Annotated in this window: 18 protein-coding genes; 5 read left to right on the plus strand and 13 right to left on the minus strand. The window is 72.0% G+C overall.

Annotation, left to right across the window (positions count from 1 at the left end; translation table 11 throughout):
- Positions 1 to 3: 3 nt before the first annotated feature.
- Positions 4 to 1,563, minus strand: a complete 1,560-nt coding sequence (gene guaA / locus AB0G50_RS05635; protein ID WP_360102629.1) for a glutamine-hydrolyzing GMP synthase — start codon at positions 1,561 to 1,563, stop codon at positions 4 to 6.
- A 42-nt stretch (positions 1,564 to 1,605) separates the two neighbouring features.
- On the opposite strand from guaA, the gene AB0G50_RS05640 reads away from it, so the two are divergent.
- Entirely contained in the window at positions 1,606 to 2,325 is a 720-nt protein-coding gene (locus AB0G50_RS05640) for a phosphotransferase (protein ID WP_360102631.1), read from the plus strand.
- Between the two features lie 35 nt (positions 2,326 to 2,360).
- Positions 2,361 to 3,806, plus strand: coding sequence for an aldehyde dehydrogenase family protein (locus AB0G50_RS05645; RefSeq protein WP_360102633.1), 1,446 nt, complete (start codon positions 2,361 to 2,363; stop codon positions 3,804 to 3,806).
- Between the two features lie 386 nt (positions 3,807 to 4,192).
- Here the strand turns inward: AB0G50_RS05645 and AB0G50_RS05650 are convergent, their stop codons facing one another.
- The 5 genes from AB0G50_RS05650 to guaB form a co-directional block, all read right to left on the minus strand.
- The gene (locus AB0G50_RS05650; protein ID WP_360102635.1) at positions 4,193 to 5,461 is read right to left on the minus strand and encodes an FAD-dependent monooxygenase; all 1,269 of its coding nucleotides are present in this window, start codon (positions 5,459 to 5,461) and stop codon (positions 4,193 to 4,195) included.
- The gene (locus tag AB0G50_RS05655; protein ID WP_360102637.1) at positions 5,458 to 6,417 is read right to left on the minus strand and encodes an MBL fold metallo-hydrolase; all 960 of its coding nucleotides are present in this window, start codon (positions 6,415 to 6,417) and stop codon (positions 5,458 to 5,460) included. Before AB0G50_RS05655 ends, AB0G50_RS05650 begins: the two co-directional genes overlap by 4 nt.
- Before the next feature lie 18 nt (positions 6,418 to 6,435).
- Positions 6,436 to 8,148 (minus strand): GMC family oxidoreductase, encoded by a 1,713-nt coding sequence (locus AB0G50_RS05660; RefSeq protein WP_360102639.1) that lies wholly within the window; start codon positions 8,146 to 8,148, stop codon positions 6,436 to 6,438.
- A 106-nt stretch (positions 8,149 to 8,254) separates the two neighbouring features.
- Complete coding sequence (locus tag AB0G50_RS05665; protein ID WP_360102641.1) at positions 8,255 to 9,388, minus strand: GuaB3 family IMP dehydrogenase-related protein; 1,134 nt, start codon at positions 9,386 to 9,388, stop codon at positions 8,255 to 8,257.
- 25 nt (positions 9,389 to 9,413) lie between these two features.
- Positions 9,414 to 10,928: an IMP dehydrogenase gene (gene guaB, locus AB0G50_RS05670; RefSeq protein ID WP_360102643.1), complete on the minus strand. Its 1,515-nt coding sequence runs from the start codon at positions 10,926 to 10,928 to the stop codon at positions 9,414 to 9,416.
- Positions 10,929 to 10,995: 67 nt separating this feature from the next.
- Between guaB and AB0G50_RS05675 the strand changes: the two genes are divergently transcribed.
- Positions 10,996 to 11,445: a DUF5319 domain-containing protein gene (locus AB0G50_RS05675; protein WP_360102645.1), complete on the plus strand. Its 450-nt coding sequence runs from the start codon at positions 10,996 to 10,998 to the stop codon at positions 11,443 to 11,445.
- A gap of 118 nt (positions 11,446 to 11,563) precedes the next feature.
- Here the strand turns inward: AB0G50_RS05675 and AB0G50_RS05680 are convergent, their stop codons facing one another.
- The 5 genes from AB0G50_RS05680 to AB0G50_RS05700 form a co-directional block, all read right to left on the minus strand.
- On the minus strand, positions 11,564 to 12,469 hold the full coding sequence (locus tag AB0G50_RS05680; protein WP_360102647.1) for an anti-sigma-D factor RsdA: 906 nt from the start codon (positions 12,467 to 12,469) through the stop codon (positions 11,564 to 11,566).
- On the minus strand, positions 12,470 to 13,042 hold the full coding sequence (locus AB0G50_RS05685; RefSeq protein ID WP_360102649.1) for a sigma-70 family RNA polymerase sigma factor: 573 nt from the start codon (positions 13,040 to 13,042) through the stop codon (positions 12,470 to 12,472).
- A 231-nt stretch (positions 13,043 to 13,273) separates the two neighbouring features.
- Positions 13,274 to 13,870, minus strand: coding sequence for a response regulator transcription factor (locus AB0G50_RS05690; protein ID WP_015805222.1), 597 nt, complete (start codon positions 13,868 to 13,870; stop codon positions 13,274 to 13,276).
- Positions 13,871 to 13,950: 80 nt separating this feature from the next.
- Positions 13,951 to 14,859 (minus strand): tetratricopeptide repeat protein, encoded by a 909-nt coding sequence (locus AB0G50_RS05695; RefSeq protein WP_360102652.1) that lies wholly within the window; start codon positions 14,857 to 14,859, stop codon positions 13,951 to 13,953.
- A gap of 11 nt (positions 14,860 to 14,870) precedes the next feature.
- The gene (locus AB0G50_RS05700) at positions 14,871 to 15,788 is read right to left on the minus strand and encodes a MerR family transcriptional regulator (protein ID WP_360102654.1); all 918 of its coding nucleotides are present in this window, start codon (positions 15,786 to 15,788) and stop codon (positions 14,871 to 14,873) included.
- A gap of 3 nt (positions 15,789 to 15,791) precedes the next feature.
- On the opposite strand from AB0G50_RS05700, the gene AB0G50_RS05705 reads away from it, so the two are divergent.
- Positions 15,792 to 15,929, plus strand: a complete 138-nt coding sequence (locus AB0G50_RS05705) for a hypothetical protein (RefSeq protein ID WP_360102656.1) — start codon at positions 15,792 to 15,794, stop codon at positions 15,927 to 15,929.
- A 128-nt stretch (positions 15,930 to 16,057) separates the two neighbouring features.
- On the plus strand, positions 16,058 to 16,357 hold the full coding sequence (locus AB0G50_RS05710; RefSeq protein ID WP_360102726.1) for a WhiB family transcriptional regulator: 300 nt from the start codon (positions 16,058 to 16,060) through the stop codon (positions 16,355 to 16,357).
- 448 nt (positions 16,358 to 16,805) lie between these two features.
- Here AB0G50_RS05710 and groL read toward each other — a convergent pair whose 3' ends face one another.
- On the minus strand, positions 16,806 to 18,422 hold the full coding sequence (gene groL, locus AB0G50_RS05715; protein ID WP_360102658.1) for a chaperonin GroEL: 1,617 nt from the start codon (positions 18,420 to 18,422) through the stop codon (positions 16,806 to 16,808).
- A gap of 80 nt (positions 18,423 to 18,502) precedes the next feature.
- The gene (gene groES, locus AB0G50_RS05720; protein WP_015105192.1) at positions 18,503 to 18,796 is read right to left on the minus strand and encodes a co-chaperone GroES; all 294 of its coding nucleotides are present in this window, start codon (positions 18,794 to 18,796) and stop codon (positions 18,503 to 18,505) included.
- Positions 18,797 to 18,945 lie beyond the last annotated feature (149 nt).

Consider the following 18,945-nt stretch of genomic DNA (forward strand, 5'->3'; position numbering starts at 1 on the left):
GGGTCACTCCCACTCGATGGTGCCCGGCGGCTTGCTCGTGACGTCCAGGACCACCCGGTTGACCTCGTTCACCTCGTTGGTGATCCGGGTCGAGATGCGTTCCAGGACCTCGTACGGCAGGCGGGTCCAGTCGGCCGTCATGGCGTCCTCGCTGGACACCGGGCGCAGCACGATCGGGTGACCGTAGGTCCGGCCGTCACCCTGCACGCCCACGCTGCGCACGTCCGCCAGCAGCACCACCGGGCACTGCCAGATCGACCGGTCGAGGCCCGCGGCGGTGAGTTCCTCGCGGGCGATCGCGTCCGCGCGGCGGAGGATCTCCAGGCGGTCCGCGGTCACCTCGCCGATGATCCGGATGCCCAGGCCCGGGCCGGGGAACGGTTGGCGCTGCACGATCGTCTCCGGCAGGCCCAGCTCGGTGCCGACCCGCCGCACCTCGTCCTTGAACAGCGCGCGCAGCGGTTCGACCAGGGTGAACTGGAGGTCGTCCGGCAGACCGCCGACGTTGTGGTGGCTCTTGATGTTCGCGGTGCCGGCGCCGCCGCCGGATTCCACCACGTCCGGGTAGAGCGTCCCCTGAACGAGGAACTGGTAGTCACCCTCGGCCTTCAGGTCCCGCTCCGCCTGCTCGAACACGCGGATGAACTCGCGGCCGATGATCTTGCGCTTCTCCTCCGGGTCCGTGACGCCCGCCAGCGCGCCCAGGAACCGCTCGCGCGCGTCCACGGTCACCAGCTTCACGCCGGTCGCCGCCACGTAGTCCCGCTCGACCTGCGCCCGCTCGCCCGCGCGCAGCAGCCCGTGGTCGACGAACACGCAGGTCAGCCGGTCGCCGATGGCCCGCTGCACGAGCGCCGCCGCGACCGCCGAGTCGACGCCGCCGGACAGGCCGCAGATCGCGTTGCCGGAGCCGACCTGCTCGCGGATCCGCGCGACCTGCTCGTCCACGATCGAGGACGTGGTCCACTGCGGCCGGATGCCCGCGATGTCGTGCAGGAACCGCCGCAGCACCTCCTGGCCGTGCGGCGAGTGGCCGACCTCCGGGTGGTACTGCACGCCCGCGAACCGCCGCTCGCGGTCCTCGAACGCGGCCACCGGCGCGCCCTCGCTGGTCGCCGTCACGGTGAAGCCCTCGGGCGCCTCCGTCACGCAGTCGCCGTGGCTCATCCACACCGGGTGGGTGCCGGGCAGCTCCTCGTGCAGCACGCCGCCCTCGGAGCGGACGCCCAGCTCGGTGCGGCCGTACTCGCGGGTGCCGGTGTGCTCGACCGTGCCGCCCAGCGCGCCCGCCATGGCCTGGAAGCCGTAGCAGATGCCGAAGACGGGGACGCCGAGCTCGAACAGCTTCGGGTCGACCTGGGGCGCGCCCGACTCGTAGACGCTGGACGGTCCGCCGGACAGCACGATCGCGGCCGGGTCCTTGGCCAGCAACTCGTCGACCGAGGCGGTGTGCGGCACGACCTCGGAGTACACCTGCGCCTCGCGGACGCGTCGGGCGATCAGCTGCGCGTACTGCGCGCCGAAGTCGACCACCAGAACGGGGCGGTTGCTGCTGTCGGACACTGGGTGAGGACCTTCCGTCGGGCGAATCCGCGCAGGTGAAGGATGTCAGACGTGACCGAGGAACCGCTCACCGGAGGCGGCATGAACGCGGTGGCACGGGTCGGCGACACGGTGCGCCGGCCGGTGGGGCCGTGGACGCCGAACGTGCACCGACTACTGGACCTCCTTGCCCCGCTTGGCCTTTCGCCGGTCGTGCGGGGCTTCGACGGGCAGGGCCGGGAGGTGCTGTCGTACCTGGAGGGTGAAGTCGGCCACCCGCCGATCCCGCCCGGACTGCGCGGCGACGACACCCTGGTGGCCCTGGCCCGCGTGGTCCGCGCGCTGCACGACGCGAGCGTGCCGCTGGTGGGGCTCCGCGAGGGGTGGCGGTTCCCCCCGGTCGAACCGGTGGAGGTGATCTGCCACAACGACCTCGCGCCGTACAACGTGGTGTTCCGCGACGGGGTCCCGAAGGGAGTGATCGACTTCGACACGGCCCGGCCGGGGCCGCGGTGGTGGGACGTCGCCTACACGGCCTACTGCCTGGTGCCGTTCTCGCCCGAGTTCGGCACCGTGCCGGAGCAGCGCCGGCGGGCCGCGTTGTTCTGCGCGGCGTACGGGATCACCGCCGACGACCTGCCGCACCGGGTGCTGCTCCGGCTGGACGACATGGTCCGGATGATCCGCGAACAGCCCGAGTTCGCGCGGCAGCGGGAAGAACGGCACGACGAGTACTACTTGCGCCACGCGGGTTACGTGCGCGCGCACTTCCTCGACCACTAGCGCCATCGGGCGCGCGGCGGAATACGGTGTCGGACATGGACGCGACCACCCCCGAGCCCCGGCCCTGCTGGATCGCCGGTCGTCCCGAACAGGGCACCCAGGCGATCACCGTCTACCACCCGTTCGACGGCACGGAGGTGGCCTCGGTCGCCGTGCCCGGACCGGACCAGGTGGAACGGGCGGTGGCGGCGGCCGCCGCGGTGGCCAGGGAGTTCCGGCGAACCCCGGCGCACGTGCGGGCGAAGGCGCTGCTGCACGTGTCGCAGGCGATCGCCGACCGCGCCGAGGAGATCGCCGAGACCATCACCGCCGAGAACGGCAAGCCCCTGAAGTGGGCGAACGTCGAGGTGCAGCGGGCGGTGAACACGTTCCGGTTCGCGGCCGAGGAGGCGCGGCGGTACACCGGCGACCTCCAGCGGTTGGACACCGACGCGGGCGGCGAGGGCCGGTTGGCCGTGGTGCGCCGGGTGCCGCGCGGGCCGGTGCTCGCGGTGGCGCCGTTCAACTTCCCGCTGAACCTGGTGGCGCACAAGGTCGCGCCCGCGCTGGCGGTGGGCGCGCCGGTGATCGTGAAACCCGCCTCCGCCACGCCGCTGTCGGCGTTGCTGCTGGGTGAGCTGCTGGCCGAGACGGACCTGCCCGAGGGTGTGTTCTCGGTGCTGCCGGTGCGCGGGCGGGACATGAAGTCGCTGGTCACCGACGAGCGGCTGCCGATCATCTCGTTCACCGGGTCCACCGACGTCGGCCGGTCGCTCACCGACGCCGCGCCGCGCAAGCACGTGCTGATGGAACTGGGCAGCAACAGCGCGGCCATCGTGTGCCCGGACTGGCCGGACCTCGACTGGGCGGCGTCGCGGATCGCCACGTTCGGCAACTACCAGGCCGGGCAGTCGTGCATCGCGGTGCAGCGGGTGATCGTGCACCGCGACGTGGCCGAGGAGTTCGTGCCGAAGCTGGTGGCGGCGGTGTCGGCGTTGCGCACCGGCGACCCGCACGACCCCGAGGTCGAGGTCGGACCGCTGATCGACGAGGACAACGCGCGCCGGGTCGAGGAGTGGGTGGCCGAGGCGGTGTCGGGTGGCGCGGTGCTGCACGTCGGCGGTGGTCGGTCGGGGTCCACTGTGGAGCCGACGGTGTTGCAGGACGTGCCGGCGGACGCCCGGGTGTGGGGGCAGGAGGTGTTCGGGCCGGTGCTGGCGGTGTCCGTGGTGGACGACGTGCCGGCGGCGTTCGCGGCGGCCAACGCCACCGACTACGGGTTGCAGGCGGGTGTGTTCACCCGCGACGTGACGATCGCGTTCGAGGCGGCGGCGGAGTTGGAGGTCGGCGGCGTGATCGTCGGCGACGTGCCGTCGTACCGGGCGGACCAGATGCCGTACGGCGGGGTGAAGGGCTCGGGCACGGGGAGGGAAGGGGTGAGGTCGGCGATGGACGACTTCACCGAGCAACGCACCCTGGTCCTGACCGGCATCAGCCTCTAGCCGCCCGCGCCTGCCGCGCTCACGACCGGCCCCGCCGCGAGCGCGCCGAACGGGCTCGCGGCGCCGGTCGTGCGGGCGTACCCGGAGGCGGTGTCGGGCGAGGCGCGCCCGACGCTGGGCCACGCGCCGGTGACGACGACCCAGGTTCACGCACCGGAGGCGGTGTCGGGAGAGGCTCCCGACGCTGGGCCACGCATCGGTGACGACGGCCCAGGTTCACGTGCCTAGGGCGGTGTCGGGAGAGGCGCGCCCGGCCCTGGCTCGCGTTGGATTGTTGAACAATTGAACGTGAGGCTGGGGGGATTGTTCAACAATTCTTACCGAGGGTGCGGGGATTGTTGAACAATCTGATTGTTGAACAAGAGGAATTACGCAGGAGGTACCGGTCAGAAGCCCTTCGCGCGGGCGAGAGCTCGGGGCAGGTCGGTGACGGGGTGGGCGGCCACGTGGCCGTCGGGGCGGACCAGGGTGTCGCCCTGCACGGTGAAGGTCGGGCCGTATTCGCGGCTGTTCGGGAGCATTCGGCCGTCCGAGGTGGTCAGCGGGGACGTCCGGTACGAGTTCGGGGCGAACAGCGTGCCCGAGTCGATGCCCCGGCCGGTCGCCAGAGCCGCCTCGCGGGCGGCGTGTTCGGCGGCGGTGCGGGGTACCAGGAAGCGCATGGTCCGGGTGGTCACGGCCAGGTTCTCGTCGGCCGCCCCGCCGCGTTCGACCTCGTAGGACGCCAGGAGGCCCGGGCCCGCGGCACCCTCCCGGTCCAGGGCGATCTTCCACGCCGCGTTGTCCGCGTCGCAGATCCCCGAGTTCAACCCCCGCGCGCCGAACGGGCTCATCACGTGGGCCGCGTCGCCGACCAGCAGCACCCGCCCCTCCCGGAACCGCCGGGCGCGGCGCTGGTGGAAGCGGTACGTCGACTGCCACAGGACCTCGTACGGGCGATCACCCGTCACCGCCCGGACGTGCGCCTCGGTGAGCACGAAACCCGGCGGCACCTGCCAGTCGACGCGCACCACCCCACCGGGCTGCGGGTGCAGCAGCACCTGACGGCCAGGGTGCCACGGCGGGTCGAAGTGGAACAGGCGCTCGGGTTCGGCGTGCCCCAGGTCGACCCGGATGTCCGCGATCACGAACAGGTCCTCGAACGAGTGCCCGTCGAACGGCACCCCGAGCAGCTCCCGCACCGTCGACCGCGCGCCGTCCGCCGCCACGCAGTGCGTGCCCTCGACCACGGAGTCCACAGTGGACACCCGAACGCCGGCACCCTGCTCCAGGCCCACAACCCGTTGCCCGCGACGGAGATCGATCAGCGGTGAGGCGAGGACGCGCTCCTCCAGGAGCTCCTCCACCACCGTCTGCGGCGTGTTCACGAACGGCGGAAAGCCCTCCACGAAGGGAAGTTCCGTCGTCAGCACCTCGCGACCGCGGTGGAACGTCCGCCCCCGGTACCACGTCACGCCCGCGTCGACCACGGCCTGACCGGCACCGACCCGCTCCAGCACCTCCAGCACGTCCCGCTGCACGCAGATGGACCGGCTGCCCACGGCCTCCCGCCGCCGCGCCGCCTCCAGCAGCACGGTCGGCACCCCGGCACGCGCCAGCAACAACGCGGCGGTCATGCCGACCGGGCCGGCGCCGACCACCACGACGGGTGTCACCGCAGCGCGTCCCACACCGCCCGGTCCCGCTCGGCGGTCCAGATGTGCGGCCACTCCACGCCGTCCAACTCGTCCCAGTACCGCTGCACGTCGAACGGCAGGCAGTGCTCGAAGATCGGCCACCGGCCGTAGCGCGGCTCCAGCGCGGCGTGCGCGGCGGCGAAGGCGCGGGCGAGCGTGCCACCGGACCGGTGCACGGTGCCGACCGTGCGGCGGAGTTCGTCCAGGAAGTGCCGGGACTGCGCGACCGCCGCGTCCACCTCGTCCCGACCGCGCGCCACCGCGCCGCGCCCGCCGACCAGCACCTCCGCGCCCAGCGCCGCCACGTTGTCCAAAGTGGACGAAGCCCACTCGTCGTGGAACGCGTCGCCGGTGTACAGCGCGGCCCGCGACTCGACCAGGTCGCCCGCGAAGAGGATCCGCTGCTGCGGCAACCAGAGCACGATGTCGCCCGCCGTGTGCCCGCGCCCGAGGTGCCGCAGTTCGAGGTCGCCGCGGTCACCGCCGAGCGGGATGGTGAGCCGGTCCGAGAACGTCACCGTGGGCCAGGTCAACCCCGGGATGGACGACGGCTCCTCGAACAGCCGCGGCATCCGGCCGAACTCGCTCTCCCAGTCCTGCGCGCCGCGTTCCGCGATCAGCGCCCTGGTCGCCTCGTGCGCGATCACCGCGTCCGCGTCGAAAGCACTGGCGCCCAACGTGCGCACCGCGTGGTAGTGGCTCAACACCAGGTACCGCACGGGTTTCCCGGTGTGCCGGCGCAGCACGTCCAACCACCGGCGCGCGGCGACGGGCGTGGCGCGGGCCTCGAAGCAGACGAGGAAGTCCTCGCCCTCCACCGCGCCCACGTTGGGGTCACCCTCGGCGGTGAGCGCGTACACCCCGGGCGCGAGTTCGACGAACTCCTCGTCCTTGGGCGTCAGGTCGGCACTGGACGCGAACGGCTTCGTTGCCACGCCTCCACCATAGGGCGACTACGACACCTTGACGATCGGGAGCCGCAGCGCGCCCGGCGCGTCCGACGGCACGGCCGGCACGACCGGGACGACGGCCGCCACCCGCCGGTACGGCGCCGACTGCTCCGGTCGGCCGTCCGACTCACCCTTGTTGGGCCACAAGGAGAACGCCCGCTCGGCCTGCGCCGCGATGGTCAGCGACGGGTTCACGCCGAGGTTCGCCGAGATCGCCGCGCCGTCGACCACGGACAGCCCGGGGTAGCCGTGCACCCGGTGGTACGGGTCGATCACGCCGCTGTCCGCGTCGACGCCGATCGGGCAGCCGCCGATGAAGTGCGCGGTGAGCGGGATGTTGAACAACTCGCCCCACGTGCCGCCCGCGATGCCGTCGATGTGCTTGGCCGCCAACGTGTTCGCCTCGTGCCCGAGCGGGATGAACGCCGGGTTCGGCTCGCCGTGCCCCTGCTTCGAGCCGAGCCCGCGCCCGAACAGACCCCTGCGGCTGAACGTGGTGATCGAGTTGTCCAGGCTTTGCATCACCAGCAGGATCACCGTGCGCTCGCTCCACCGGTGCACCGACAGCAACCGCGCCAGCCGCACCGGGTGCCGCACCGCCTGAACCAGGAACTGGAGCAGCCGCGGCGTGCTCTTCGCCCCGTCGGTGGCCAGCGTTTGCAGCAACCCCATGGCGTTGCTGCCCTTGCCGTACCGCACGGGCTCGATGTGCGTCTGCTCGTCGGGGTGGAACGACGACGTGATCGCCACGCCCCGGCTGAAGTTCCGGCTCTCGTCCACGCTGAACCGACCGGCCCCGATGATCGACTCGGAGTTGGTCCGGGTCAGCTCGCCCAGCCGCGGCGACAACGCGGGCAGCACGCCGTCGGCCTTCATCCGGTGCAACAGCTGCTGGGTACCCCACGTGCCGGCGGCCAGCACGACCTGGCCCGCGGTGATCGTCCGCCGACCGCGCCGCAGCCGGCCGCCGGTCCGCCGGGTGCCGACGTGCCACGTGCCGTCGGGCGCCTGCCGCAGGTCGGTGACGGTGGTCAGCGGCAGCACCTGCGCGCCGTTGCGCTCGGCGAGGTACAGGTAGTTCTTGACCAGGGTGTTCTTCGCGCCGACCCGGCAGCCGGACATGCACGCGCCGCACTCCGTGCAGCCGGTCCGCTCCGGTCCCGCGCCGCCGAAGAACGGGTCGGCCGCGGGTCGGCCGGGTTCGCCGAAGTACACGCCGACGGGCGTCGGGTGATAGGTGTCGGCCACGCCCATGTCCGCCGCCACCTGCCGGATCACCCGGTCCGACGGCGTGGTCGTCGGGTTCTCCACCACGCCGAGCATCCGGCTCGCCTGGTCGTAGAACGGTGCCAGCTCGGCTTCCCAGTCGGTGATGTGCGCCCACTGCCGGTCGGTGAAGAACGGCTTGAGCGGCCGGTACAGGGTGTTCGCGTAGACCAGCGACCCGCCGCCGACCCCGGCGCCCGCCAGCACCATGACGTTGCGCAGCGCGTGGATCCGCTGGATCCCGTAGCAGCCGAGCGCCGGCGCCCAGAGGTAGCGCCGCAGGTCCCAGGACGTCCTGGCGAACTCGTCGTCGGCGAACCGGCGGCCGGCCTCCAGCACGGCGACCCGGTAGCCCTTCTCGGTCAACCGCAGCGCGGCGACGCTGCCGCCGAACCCCGACCCGACGACCACGACGTCGTAGTCCGTCTTGTTACCGGCGAGTTCACCCATGGCAGCGAGGTTAGGCGTTACCTCCGGTAACAGCTAGTTCCCGATCGATTCAGCACGCAAAAGGCCCCCGCCGGGGCGGGGGCCTTCCGAGCCGTCCTGAACGCGGTCAGCCCCGGATGGTCAGGCCGACCTTCTGGAACTCCTTCAGGTCCGAGTAGCCCGTCTTGGCCATGGCGCGGCGCAGCGAGCCGAAGAGGTTCGTGACGCCGCGCGGGTCCACCGACGGCCCGAACAGCAGGCTGCGCAGGTCCACGACCTGGTCCACGCCGGTCGACACGTGCGAGCGCGGCACCGACGGGTGGGCCGACGCCGCGGTCCAGTACAGGCCCTGGGCGGGCGCCTCGGACGCGGCGGCCAGCGGCTCGCCGAGCATCACCGCGTCCGCGCCGCACGCGATCGACTTGGCGATGTCACCGCTGGTCAGCACGCCGCCGTCGGCGATCACGTGCACGTACCGGCCACCGGTCTCGTCCAGGTAGTCGCGCCGCGCGGCGGCGGCGTCGGCGATCGCGGTCGCCATCGGCACGCCGATGCCCAGCACCGCGTCGGTCGTCGTCACGCCCGGCGTGTAGCCGTAGCCGACGATCACGCCCGCCGCGCCGGTGCGCATCAGGTGCATCGCCGTGCGGTAGTCGCCGACGCCGCCCGCGATGACCGGGATGTCCAGGTCCGCGATGAACGACTTCAGGTTCAGCGGCTCGCCGTCGCGCGACACGTGCTCGGCCGAGATGATCGTGCCCTGCACGACCAGGATCTCCACGCCCGCCGCGAGCAGGTCCGGCGCGAGCTCGGCCGCGCGCTGCGGGCTGACCCGCACCGCCACCGTCACGCCGGACTCGCGGACCTGCTTGATCGCCTCGGCGACCAGGTCCATCCGCACCGGCGCCGAGTGCAGCTCCTGGAGGACGCGGACCGGCGCGGCCGGGTCGTCGGTGTCCTCCACCGACTGCACCAGCCGGAACAGCGCCTCCTCCACGTCACCGTGCCGGGCCCACAGGCCCTCCGCGTTGAGGACGCCCAAACCGCCCAGTTCGCCGACGGCCACCGCCGTGCCCGGCGACACGATCGCGTCGGTCGGGTGGGTGATCAGCGGGATCTCGAACCGGTAGGCGTCGATCTGCCACGCCGTCGAGACGTCCTTCGAGGACCGGGTCCTCCGGGACGGGATGATCTCGACGTCGTCCAGCTCGTAGGCCCGCCTCGCGGTCCGGCCCATGCCGATCTCGACCAGATCGCGCACCTTGTTCGTCCTCTCGTGGAACCGACTAGCGGGTCGTGTAGTTCGGGGCTTCGACGGTCATGGTGATGTCGTGCGGGTGGCTCTCCTTCAGACCGGCCGCGGTGATCCGCACCAGCTGCTTGGTCTGGAGGTCGACGATGGTCTTGGAACCCGTGTAGCCCATGGCCATCCGCAGCCCGCCGACCAGCTGGTAGGCCACCTGCGAGAGCGGGCCGCGGAACGGCGTGCGCCCCTCGATGCCCTCCGGCACCAGCTTGTCCTCGGACAGCACGTCGTCCTGGAAGTAGCGGTCCTTGGAGTAGGACTTGCTGTTGTCGCCCCGACCGCGCAACGCGGCGAGCGAGCCCATGCCGCGGTAGGTCTTGAACTGCTTGCCGTTGACCAGCACGACCTCGCCCGGCGCCTCGGCGGTGCCCGCGACCAGGCTGCCCAGCATCACCACGCTCGCGCCGGCCGCGACGGCCTTCGCGATGTCGCCGGAGTACTGGATGCCGCCGTCGCCGATCACCGGCACGCCCGCCGGCGCGCACGCCAGGTTCGCCTCGTAGATCGCGGTGATCTGCGGGACGCCGACACCGGCCACCACGCGGGTCGTGCAGATCGAGCCCGGGCCGACGCCGACCTTCACGCCGTCCGCGCCCGCGTCCACCAGCGCCTGCGCGCCGAGCCTGGTCGCCACGTTGCCGCCGACCACGTCGACCGCGTCGCCGAGTTCCTTCTTGATCCGCGACACCATCTCCAGCACGTTGCGCTGGTGGCCGTGCGCGGTGTCCACCATCAGCACGTCGACGCCCGCGTCGGCCAGCGCCATCGCGCGGGCGAACGCGTCCTCGCCGACACCGATCGCGGCGGCGCACAGCAGCCGGCCGTCCGGGTCCTTGGACGCGTTCGGGTACTGCTCGGTCTTGACGAAGTCCTTGACCGTGATCAGGCCCTTGAGCTTGCCGTCACCGTCCACGATCGGCAGCTTCTCGATCTTGTGCCGGCGCAGCAGGCCCAGCGCGGCCTCGGCCGACACACCGACCTGGGCGGTCACCAGCGGGCCGTTGGTCATGACCTCGCTGACCTTGCGGTTGTGGTCGACCTCGAAGCGCATGTCGCGGTTGGTGATGATGCCGACGAGCTTGCCGGTCCCGTCGGTCACCGGCACGCCGGAGATCCGGTAGCGCGCGCACAGGTCGTCCACGTGCTTGATCGTGTCGTCGGGCGAGCACGTGATCGGGTCGGACACCATCCCGGCCTCGGAGCGCTTGACCGTCTCCACCTGGCGGGCCTGGTCCTCGATCGACAGGTTGCGGTGCAGCACGCCGATGCCGCCCTGGCGGGCCATCGCGATGGCCATCCGCGACTCGGTCACCGTGTCCATCGCGGCCGAGGCCAGCGGGATGCCCAGGGTGACGTTGCGGGAGATCCGGGTGGTCGTGTCCACCGCGCTCGGGATGATCTCCGACTCGGCGGGCAGCAGCAGTACGTCGTCGAAGGTCAGTCCCAGCATCGCGAACTTGCTCGGGACTCCGTCAGCGTTGAGCTCGCTGGTCATGGCGGCTTGCTTGCCTTCCGTCGTGCGGTGATCCCGCCGGCCGCGGGTGGGTATTCCGCAGGCGGCGATGGGTTCAGCCCATGGTATCTGGACGCGGTCGGGGGTCCTGCCGGTACCGTGCGGGGTCGTGCCGCACGACGCGTTGCCCCCAGACCCGTTCGCGGGCGATCCCGAGGACCCGGCCAGGGACCTCGCGGAGACGCCCGACGACCACGACCACCCGCCGATGGACGACGTCGAGCGGGCCGAACTGGTAGGCGACATCAGCGACCTCGCCGTCTACCAGGCGCTGCTGGAACACCGCGGTGTCAGGGGGATCGTGGTCGACTGCGGCGAGTGCGACGAGCCGCACTACCACGACTGGGCGCTGCTGCGGTCCTCGCTGGAGCAGCTGCTGGCCGACGGCCGGATGCGCCCGCACGAGCCCGCGTTCGACCCTGACCCGGCGGCGTACGTGAGCTGGGAGTACTGCCGCGGTTACGCGGACGGGGTCACGGCGAGCGAAACCGCGCGCTGACCCGTGTGACCGACGGGACACTTGATCCCGACCACAGCCCCGACCACAGCGTCCCCCGAACCACGAGGAACCCGCCCCCGGCGGACCGGGAGCGGGTTCCTGTTTCGTCACTTCGGCGTCAGCCGCCGGTCGGGACTTCACCCGTCTGGACATCACCGCGCGTCTCGCCGCGCGACTCGCCCGCGGGGGGCTGCTCGCTCGGCGGCGGTGGCGTGACCGTGGTCGTCGTCGGGTCCACCGTGGTGGTGGTCGGCGACGTGGTCGTCGTCGGCTCCTGGGTCGGAACCGTCGACGTCGTGGTCGGCGGGTTGGTCGCCGACGTGGTCGTCGGCTTGGTCGGCCTCGTCGGTTTGGCCGGGCTGTTGGTGGTCCCCGTGCCTGGCGCGGGCGGCGTGGTGCTCGTCAACTCCTGCATGAGCGAGTTGTGCGTCTGCGTCAGGTCCGCCTTGCCGTCGTCGGCGGACACCGACGGCAGCGAGGCACCGGCCTTCTCCAGCAGGTTGCGTGCATCCTCGACCCGACCGTCGCGCAACGCGGCGCGAGCGGTGTCCAGATCGGTGCGCACCGCCACGGCGGCTTCCACCGATCGGGCGTGCTCCGAGTAGAGGACCCTGGTCAGTCCCCAGAGCGCGTCACCCGGTTGGGCGTCGCGCGCGACCAGGCTCACTCCGGTGAACGCGATCGCCAGCACTGCGGCGGCACTCGCGAGCGGGATGAGGAAGCGCCGGCCCCGCTGTTCGGGGCGTGCGGCGGCGATGGTCGCCACCGCGGTGTCCGTGTCGACCAGTTCGCCCACCGGGCGGCTGTCGACGTCGCGCCGCCAGGCGAGCAGCAGCGCGTTCAGCTCGTCGTCGACGAGCGGGTTGTCCTGATCGAGGTCGCGCCCGCCCAGCGCGTCCAGCAGGGCGTCGTCAGCCCGGATGCCCGCGAGGTCGTCCTCCGGCTCGTCATCCGAAGTGAGCGGGTGTCTCTCATCTTGTCCGCGCACGTCTTTCCCGTTGCCCTTCTCGTGCTGGTCGGCCACTCAGACCACCTCCTCGGCTGCCAACGTCCGGCGGAGGCGGGCGAGCGCGCGGTGTTGCGCGACCCGGACCGCTCCCGGCGTGGAGCCGACAGCGTCGGCGGTCTCCTCGGCCGACAGACCCACGACGACACGAAGCAGGAGGATTTCCCGCTGCTTCTCCGGAAGGACCTTCAGGAGTTTGGCCATTCGCCCGGTGAGTTCGCCCTGCATGGCCCGCTGTTCGGGGCCTGCCTCGGTCTCCGGGGCGTCGGGCACCTCCGGAACCGGCTCCGACCGGTTCCGCGCGGCCGACCGATGAGCGTCGGCCACCTTGTGCGCCGCGATGCCGTACACGAACGCCAAGAACGGCCGACCCTGGTCGCGATAGCTGGGCAAGGCCGTCAGCACCGCGAGACACACCTCCTGGGCCACGTCGTCCGCCGAGGCGAACGACCTCTCCTGCCTTCCGACTCGGGCGCGGCAGTACCGCACCACGAGAGGACGTATGGATGCCAGCAGCCGTTCGATCGCGTGGCGGTCGCCATCGACGGCTGCGCCCACTTCGGCGTCCAGTCCGTCCCCCAAGTTGGTCATCGCAGACAACAGCCCTGGTGTTACGCGTAGGCGTACCGACAACGAACAGCACAAGACGACCGACGTCGCCCGTACCGGTGACCATCACCGTACCGGTCCACCCCCTCGGGCTTCCGCGACGGGTGCGCCCGGAAGCCCGCCGAAGTGGACCTGACGTGGACAACGAACCAGCCCGGCGACGGTGACGTCACCGGGCTGAGTCGGGGTCGGTAGGGGTCGGCCGGACCCGGCTCAGGACACGAGACCGCGGCGGAAGCCGTGGGCGACCGCCTGCGCGCGGTCCCGGACGCCGAGCTTGCGGAAGAGCCGGCGCGCGTGCGTCTTGACCGTGTCCTCCGACAGGTACAGCTCGCGGCCGATCTGCCCGTTGCTCTTGCCCTGGCTCATGCCGCGCAGGACCTGGAGTTCCCGCTCGGTGAGCTGGACGCCCGGGTCCGACGGTTGCCTGGGCGCGGGCACGCTCGTGCTCGCCAGCGTGTGCGCCAGCGCGGCCACCAGCTCGGGGCGCGAGGCGTCCCAGCGGAGGTAGCCGCGGGCTCCACCCGCGATGGCGGCGGCGATGCTGCCCGCGTCGTCGGGCGCGCCGAAGACGATGACGTTGGCCTGCGGGTTGGCCGAGACGAGTCGCCGGGTCGCTTCGACCCCGGTCGGGACGGCGCGCTGGGTTCCCACCAGCACCACGTCGACCGGCTGCCGCGAGAAGCGGGCCAACAACTCGTCACCGTGCGCTACGCAGTCGATGCGGCTGACCCCTGGGACAGCCGACATCACACGGGTAAGACCCTCCCGCACACTGCGACGGTCGTCGCAAATAAGGACCGTGGTCACGGGGACTCCTTCCTGCAGCCGAGTGACGTTCCACTTCCCCTATCGGACGCTAGGGCCCGAACCTTGACACGATCCGGTGCTTAATCCGTCAAGAAGTTCGCCCCGGGGTCTGCGTTCGGGGGTTCCCCGGAACGGAGCAGCGCCGTCGGGACCCACGGCGAAGCGGAGGCCGCTCGCCGGCTCCGATGATCAGCTCTGCGTAACACGCAGCTCAGAGCGGTTGCGGCGATTTTCGCCAGGTTTTCACCTTCCGCAGTATTGCGGAAAGTGACGACCCCTGACAGGACGTGCGCCGTCGGCCAGCTCAACGAAATCAGGCCTCTCCGGTTGATGTGATTTAAGTCACACAGTAGCAGATCGACCCCTCTGGCGACGCTTTCGGGTGTCCCCCACACCACCAACGCGGTCCCCAGGACGAGGTCGGACTTGAGGAGGTGTCGCGTCCCGCCGGCCGCCCGGCTCACCTCGGCGGCGGCTTCCGCCTCCGGCACCGCTCGCTCAGCGTGACCTCCGGCCAGGTGGATCTCGGCGCCGACCCAACGATGGCGCACCTCGCTGCGCCAGGTGGTGGGCCGCACCCGGGCGTGCAGCCGGCGGGCCTCGTCGAGCCTGCCGCGACCGACCGCGTCGGCCGCCAACCCGAGCAGCGCGTCCGCCCGCGCCTCCGCGAACGCGTGCCCCGCGGCGCCGGAACGGAGGACCGCGGGCGCCGGACCGGACGACTCGCGCAGGGCGCGCGCGTCGAGGGTGCGCGCGGTCGCGTGGTCGCCCAGTTGGCGGTGGTGGGAGGCCAGCGTCGAGGCGGCCAGGGAGGCGTACGGGGCGGGCGCGGCCAGCAGGTGGGTCAGCGCGGTGGCGGCGGCCGCGTAGTGCCCCTGTGCGCCCAGCACGACCGCGGCGAGCCAGCGCGACCTCGGGTCCGGCGAGGTCAGGGCGGACCCGACGGCGGCCTCGGGGTGCGCGCCGAACGCGGCGTCCTCTACGTCCACACCCCGATTGTTCAGCAGACCGCGCGCTCCACGGCGTCCACGGCGCCCTCCAGGGTGCTCAGGCGCTCGGCGGGCGCCGGCACGACGCCGCGCTCCCAACCCGGTCCGCCGACGAACAGCCGGACCTGCTGGCGGGTGCGCGGCAGCGAGGTGATCACGCCCGGATCGGCGTAGCGGGGCAGCTGGGCCCACAGCACGACCGCGGCGGGCGCGGTGCGGCGCACGGCCGAGCCCAGGGCGGCGAGCGGGAGGGACGCGCCGAGCTGGCGCACCCCGACGCCGCGTTCGGCCAGGGCCGCGGCCAGCGGGTAGAGCGGGAGGTTGTGCCGTTCGTCGGGCATGCAGGTCAGCAGCACGGGCCGGTGGTTGCGCGGCTGCGCCACGACCGGGGTGGCCCGGACCAGCGACGCCAGCACGCACTCCTCGAACAGGTGGGACACCTCGACGCCCGCGCCCGAGTGCTCCCAGCGCGCCGCGATCGCCGCCATGACCGGCCGGACCACGTCGTTCCAGGTGGTGACCACGCCGTCGGCGGCCAGCGCGGCGGCGAGCAGGGACTGGAGCGCGCCCGAGTCCATCGCCAGCGCGGCCCGGCCGACGCCCCTGGCCCGGCGGTTGGTGCCCGCGAGCTTGAGCCCCCGACCGCCCGGCGGCGCCGACCCGGTGTCGAACTCGCCGCCGGTGAGGCCGGCCGCGCGGGGCGCGGGCACGGCGTTGCTGAGGGCGTACTTGGCCGCCTCGGCGCTCGACGCGCCCCGCAGCAGCGCCCGCTGCATCAGTTCGAGCCGGGCGACGTCCTGCGGACCGTACTTCCGGTGTCGCCCGGTGGTGTGATCACCGGGTCCGAGGCCGTACCGCCGGTCCCAGGTCCGCAGGGTGGCCGGCGCGATGCCGAGCCGACGGGCCACCGCCGCCACCGAGAGGGTCACCGCATGCTCGGGATCACCTTCTGCGACAACGGTTTCCCGCTCGCCATCGGGCTGCGCCGCGGTCTGGTCGGGTGGCGTCGTCACGCGGACATCGTCCGTTCACCTCACGTCACGGGCAACTCCGGGACGCCCCGGGGCTGATCACCCATCGAATGAATTGCCAGGATTTGACCGCGCACCCCCTTGAACAAGTTTTGGCGCGGTTCTACGGTGGATCATCATTAAGCCGAATGGAGCAGTTCCGGCCCTGGGCCAAGGAGGCGGTCTCGATGGCGGACACCCGAAGGCTTCCCGGTCCCAACGCGGATCTGTGGGACTGGCAGATGCGCGGCTCGTGCCGCGGCATGGACAGCGCGTTCTTCTTCCACCCGGACGGTGAGCGCGGACCGGCCCGAGCCCGGCGTGAGGCCAGGGCGAAGGCGGTCTGCCTGGCCTGCCCGGTCCTGGAGATGTGCCGACGCCACGCCCTCGCCGTGCAGGAGCCGTACGGCATCTGGGGCGGGCTCTCGGAATCAGAACGCGACAGCATCATCAAGGCCCGCAAGCGCCACCACCTGACGCCGGCCTGAAACCCACGACCACACCCGGCGACCGGACCGCACCGGCCGCCGACCCGAACGCACGAACCCGACCCCGGTCGGGTGGGACCGCACCGACCACGCGGGCCGACCCACCGCAGGTGGCCGGGCCGCGGCACCCCGCGACCGCCGGACCGCACCGGCCACGCGGGGCCGATCGAGCCCGGTCGCAACCCGCTGGCCGGGGACCGCGGCGGTTCGCCGGAGCCGCCGACCCGACTCACGCCGAGCAGCCCGTCCGGTCCGACCGCGGTGGGCGGATCCCGGCGGCTCGGAGCGACCGCCGACCTGATCCGACCCACGCCGAGTGGGTCGGTCCGGCCGGACCGGGCCGAGACCGGCGGCGGCGGGCGACCGCACCGGTCGCCCGGTCCTCAGCGACGCCGAGGGGGCGACACCCGGCCGGGTGTCGCCCCCTCGTTCGTGCGTCAGCCGTGGATCAGTGGCCGTGCCCGTGGCCGTGACCGGCCTGCGCGGGCTCGTCTTCCTTCTTCTCCACGATGGCGCTCTCCGTGGTGAGCACCATGCGGGCGATGGACGCGGCGTTGGAGACGGCCGAGCGCGTCACCTTCACCGGGTCGATGATGCCCGCCTCGAGCAGGTCGCCGTAGACCAGCGTGGCGGCGTTGAGGCCGAAGCCCCAGTCGCCCTCGCGGACCTTGTTCACCACGACCGCGCCCTCGAGGCCCGCGTTCGCCGCGATCCAGAACAGCGCCGAGCCCAGGGCCTCGCGGACGATCGCGACACCCGTGGCCTCGTCACCGGTCAGCGACAGGTCGCCGTCCAGCACCTTGGCCGCGTGGATCAGGGCCGAGCCGCCGCCGGGGACGATGCCCTCCTCGACCGCGGCCTTGGTCGCCGCCACCGCGTCCTCGATGCGGTGCTTGCGCTCCTTCAGCTCGGTCTCGGTGGCCGCGCCGACCTTGATCACCGCGATGCCGCCGGAGAGCTTGGCCAGCCGCTCCTGGAGCTTCTCGCGGTCCCAGTCGGAGTCGGTGGCCTCGATCTCGCGGCGCAGCTGCTCCGCGCGACCCGCCACGTCGGCCTTGGTGCCCGCGCCGTCGACGATGGTCGTGTTGTCCTTCGACACCACGACGCGCCGCGCGCCGCCCAGCACGTCCAGGCCGGACTCGGACAGCTTCAGGCCGACCTCGGCCGCGATGACCTGCGCGCCGGTGACGACGGCCAGGTCGTCCAGGAACGCCTTGCGGCGGTCGCCGAAGTACGGCGCCTTGACCGCGACGACGCGGAGCGTCTTGCGCAGGGCGTTGACCACCAGGGTGGACAGCGCCTCGCCCTCGACGTCCTCGGCGATGATCACCAGGGGCTTGCCGGCCTCGGCGACCTTCTCCAGCAGCGGCAGCAGGTCGGCCAGCGCGCCGATCTTCTCGCGGTGCAGCAGGATGCGGGCGTCCTCGAACACCGTCTCCTGCGCCTCGAGGTCGGTCGCGAAGTGCGCCGAGATGTAGCCCTTGTCGAACTGCACGCCCTCGGTGATCTGGAGCTCGGTGGCCAGCGTCGAGGACTCCTCGACGGTGATCACACCGTCCTCGCCGACCTTCTCGATGGCCTCGCCGAGCAGCGCGCCGATCGACTCGTCGCGCGAGGAGACGGTGCCGACCTGGGCGATGTTGTCGCGGCCCTTGACCGGGGTGGCCTTGGCCTTGAGCGCGTCCACGACGGCGTCGGCGGCGGCCTGGATGCCGCGGCCGAGCGAGGTGGGGTTGGCGCCGGCGGCCACGTTGCGCAGGCCGACGCGGACCATGGCCTGCGCCAGGACGGTCGCGGTCGTCGTGCCGTCGCCCGCCACGTCGTTGGTCTTGGTGGCGACGCTCTTGGCGAGCTGCGCGCCGAGGTTCTCGAACGAGTCTTCCAACTCGATCTCGCGGGCGATGGTCACACCGTCGTTGGTGACGGTCGGACCACCGAACTTCTTGTCGAGCACGACGTGCCGGCCGCGCGGGCCAAGGGTGACCTTGACCGTGTCGGCGAGCTTGTTCACGCCGCGCTCGAGCGCCCGACGAGCGTCCTCGTCAAAGCTGATCTGCTTGGGCATTGCCTGAGCCTCTCTTGTGCGCGAAACGCCCCGGTAGCCCCGGATGGGGTCGCCGGGGCGCTCTGCGTGTCAGCCGAACGTCAGTTGATGACGGCCAGCACGTCGCGGGCGGAGAGGATGAGGTACTCCTCGCCGTTGTACTTGACCTCGGTGCCGCCGTACTTGGAGTAGATGACGACATCGCCGACGGCGACGTCCACGGGGACGCGGTTGCCCTTGTCGTCGATCCGGCCGGGGCCCACCGCGATGACCTTGCCCTCCTGGGGCTTCTCCTTCGCGGTGTCCGGGATCACGAGGCCGGAAGCGGTCGTGGTCTCGGCCTCGCTGGCCTGGACGACGATCTTGTCCTCGAGCGGCTTGATGTTCACGCTCACCGGGCTGACCTCCACGGTCGTCAGAAGCGTTGGCAGGTTGCTGTTTACGGCTCCTGCCACCCCGCCGTCGCGGGGGTCGGGGCGGTTGCTGGTGCCGTGCACCTGGCACTCTACCCACGCGAGTGCCAGCGCTTCAACGAGCCCCTCCC

Source organism: Actinosynnema sp. NPDC020468 (assembly GCF_040642015.1).
Lineage (GTDB): Bacteria > Actinomycetota > Actinomycetes > Mycobacteriales > Pseudonocardiaceae > Actinosynnema.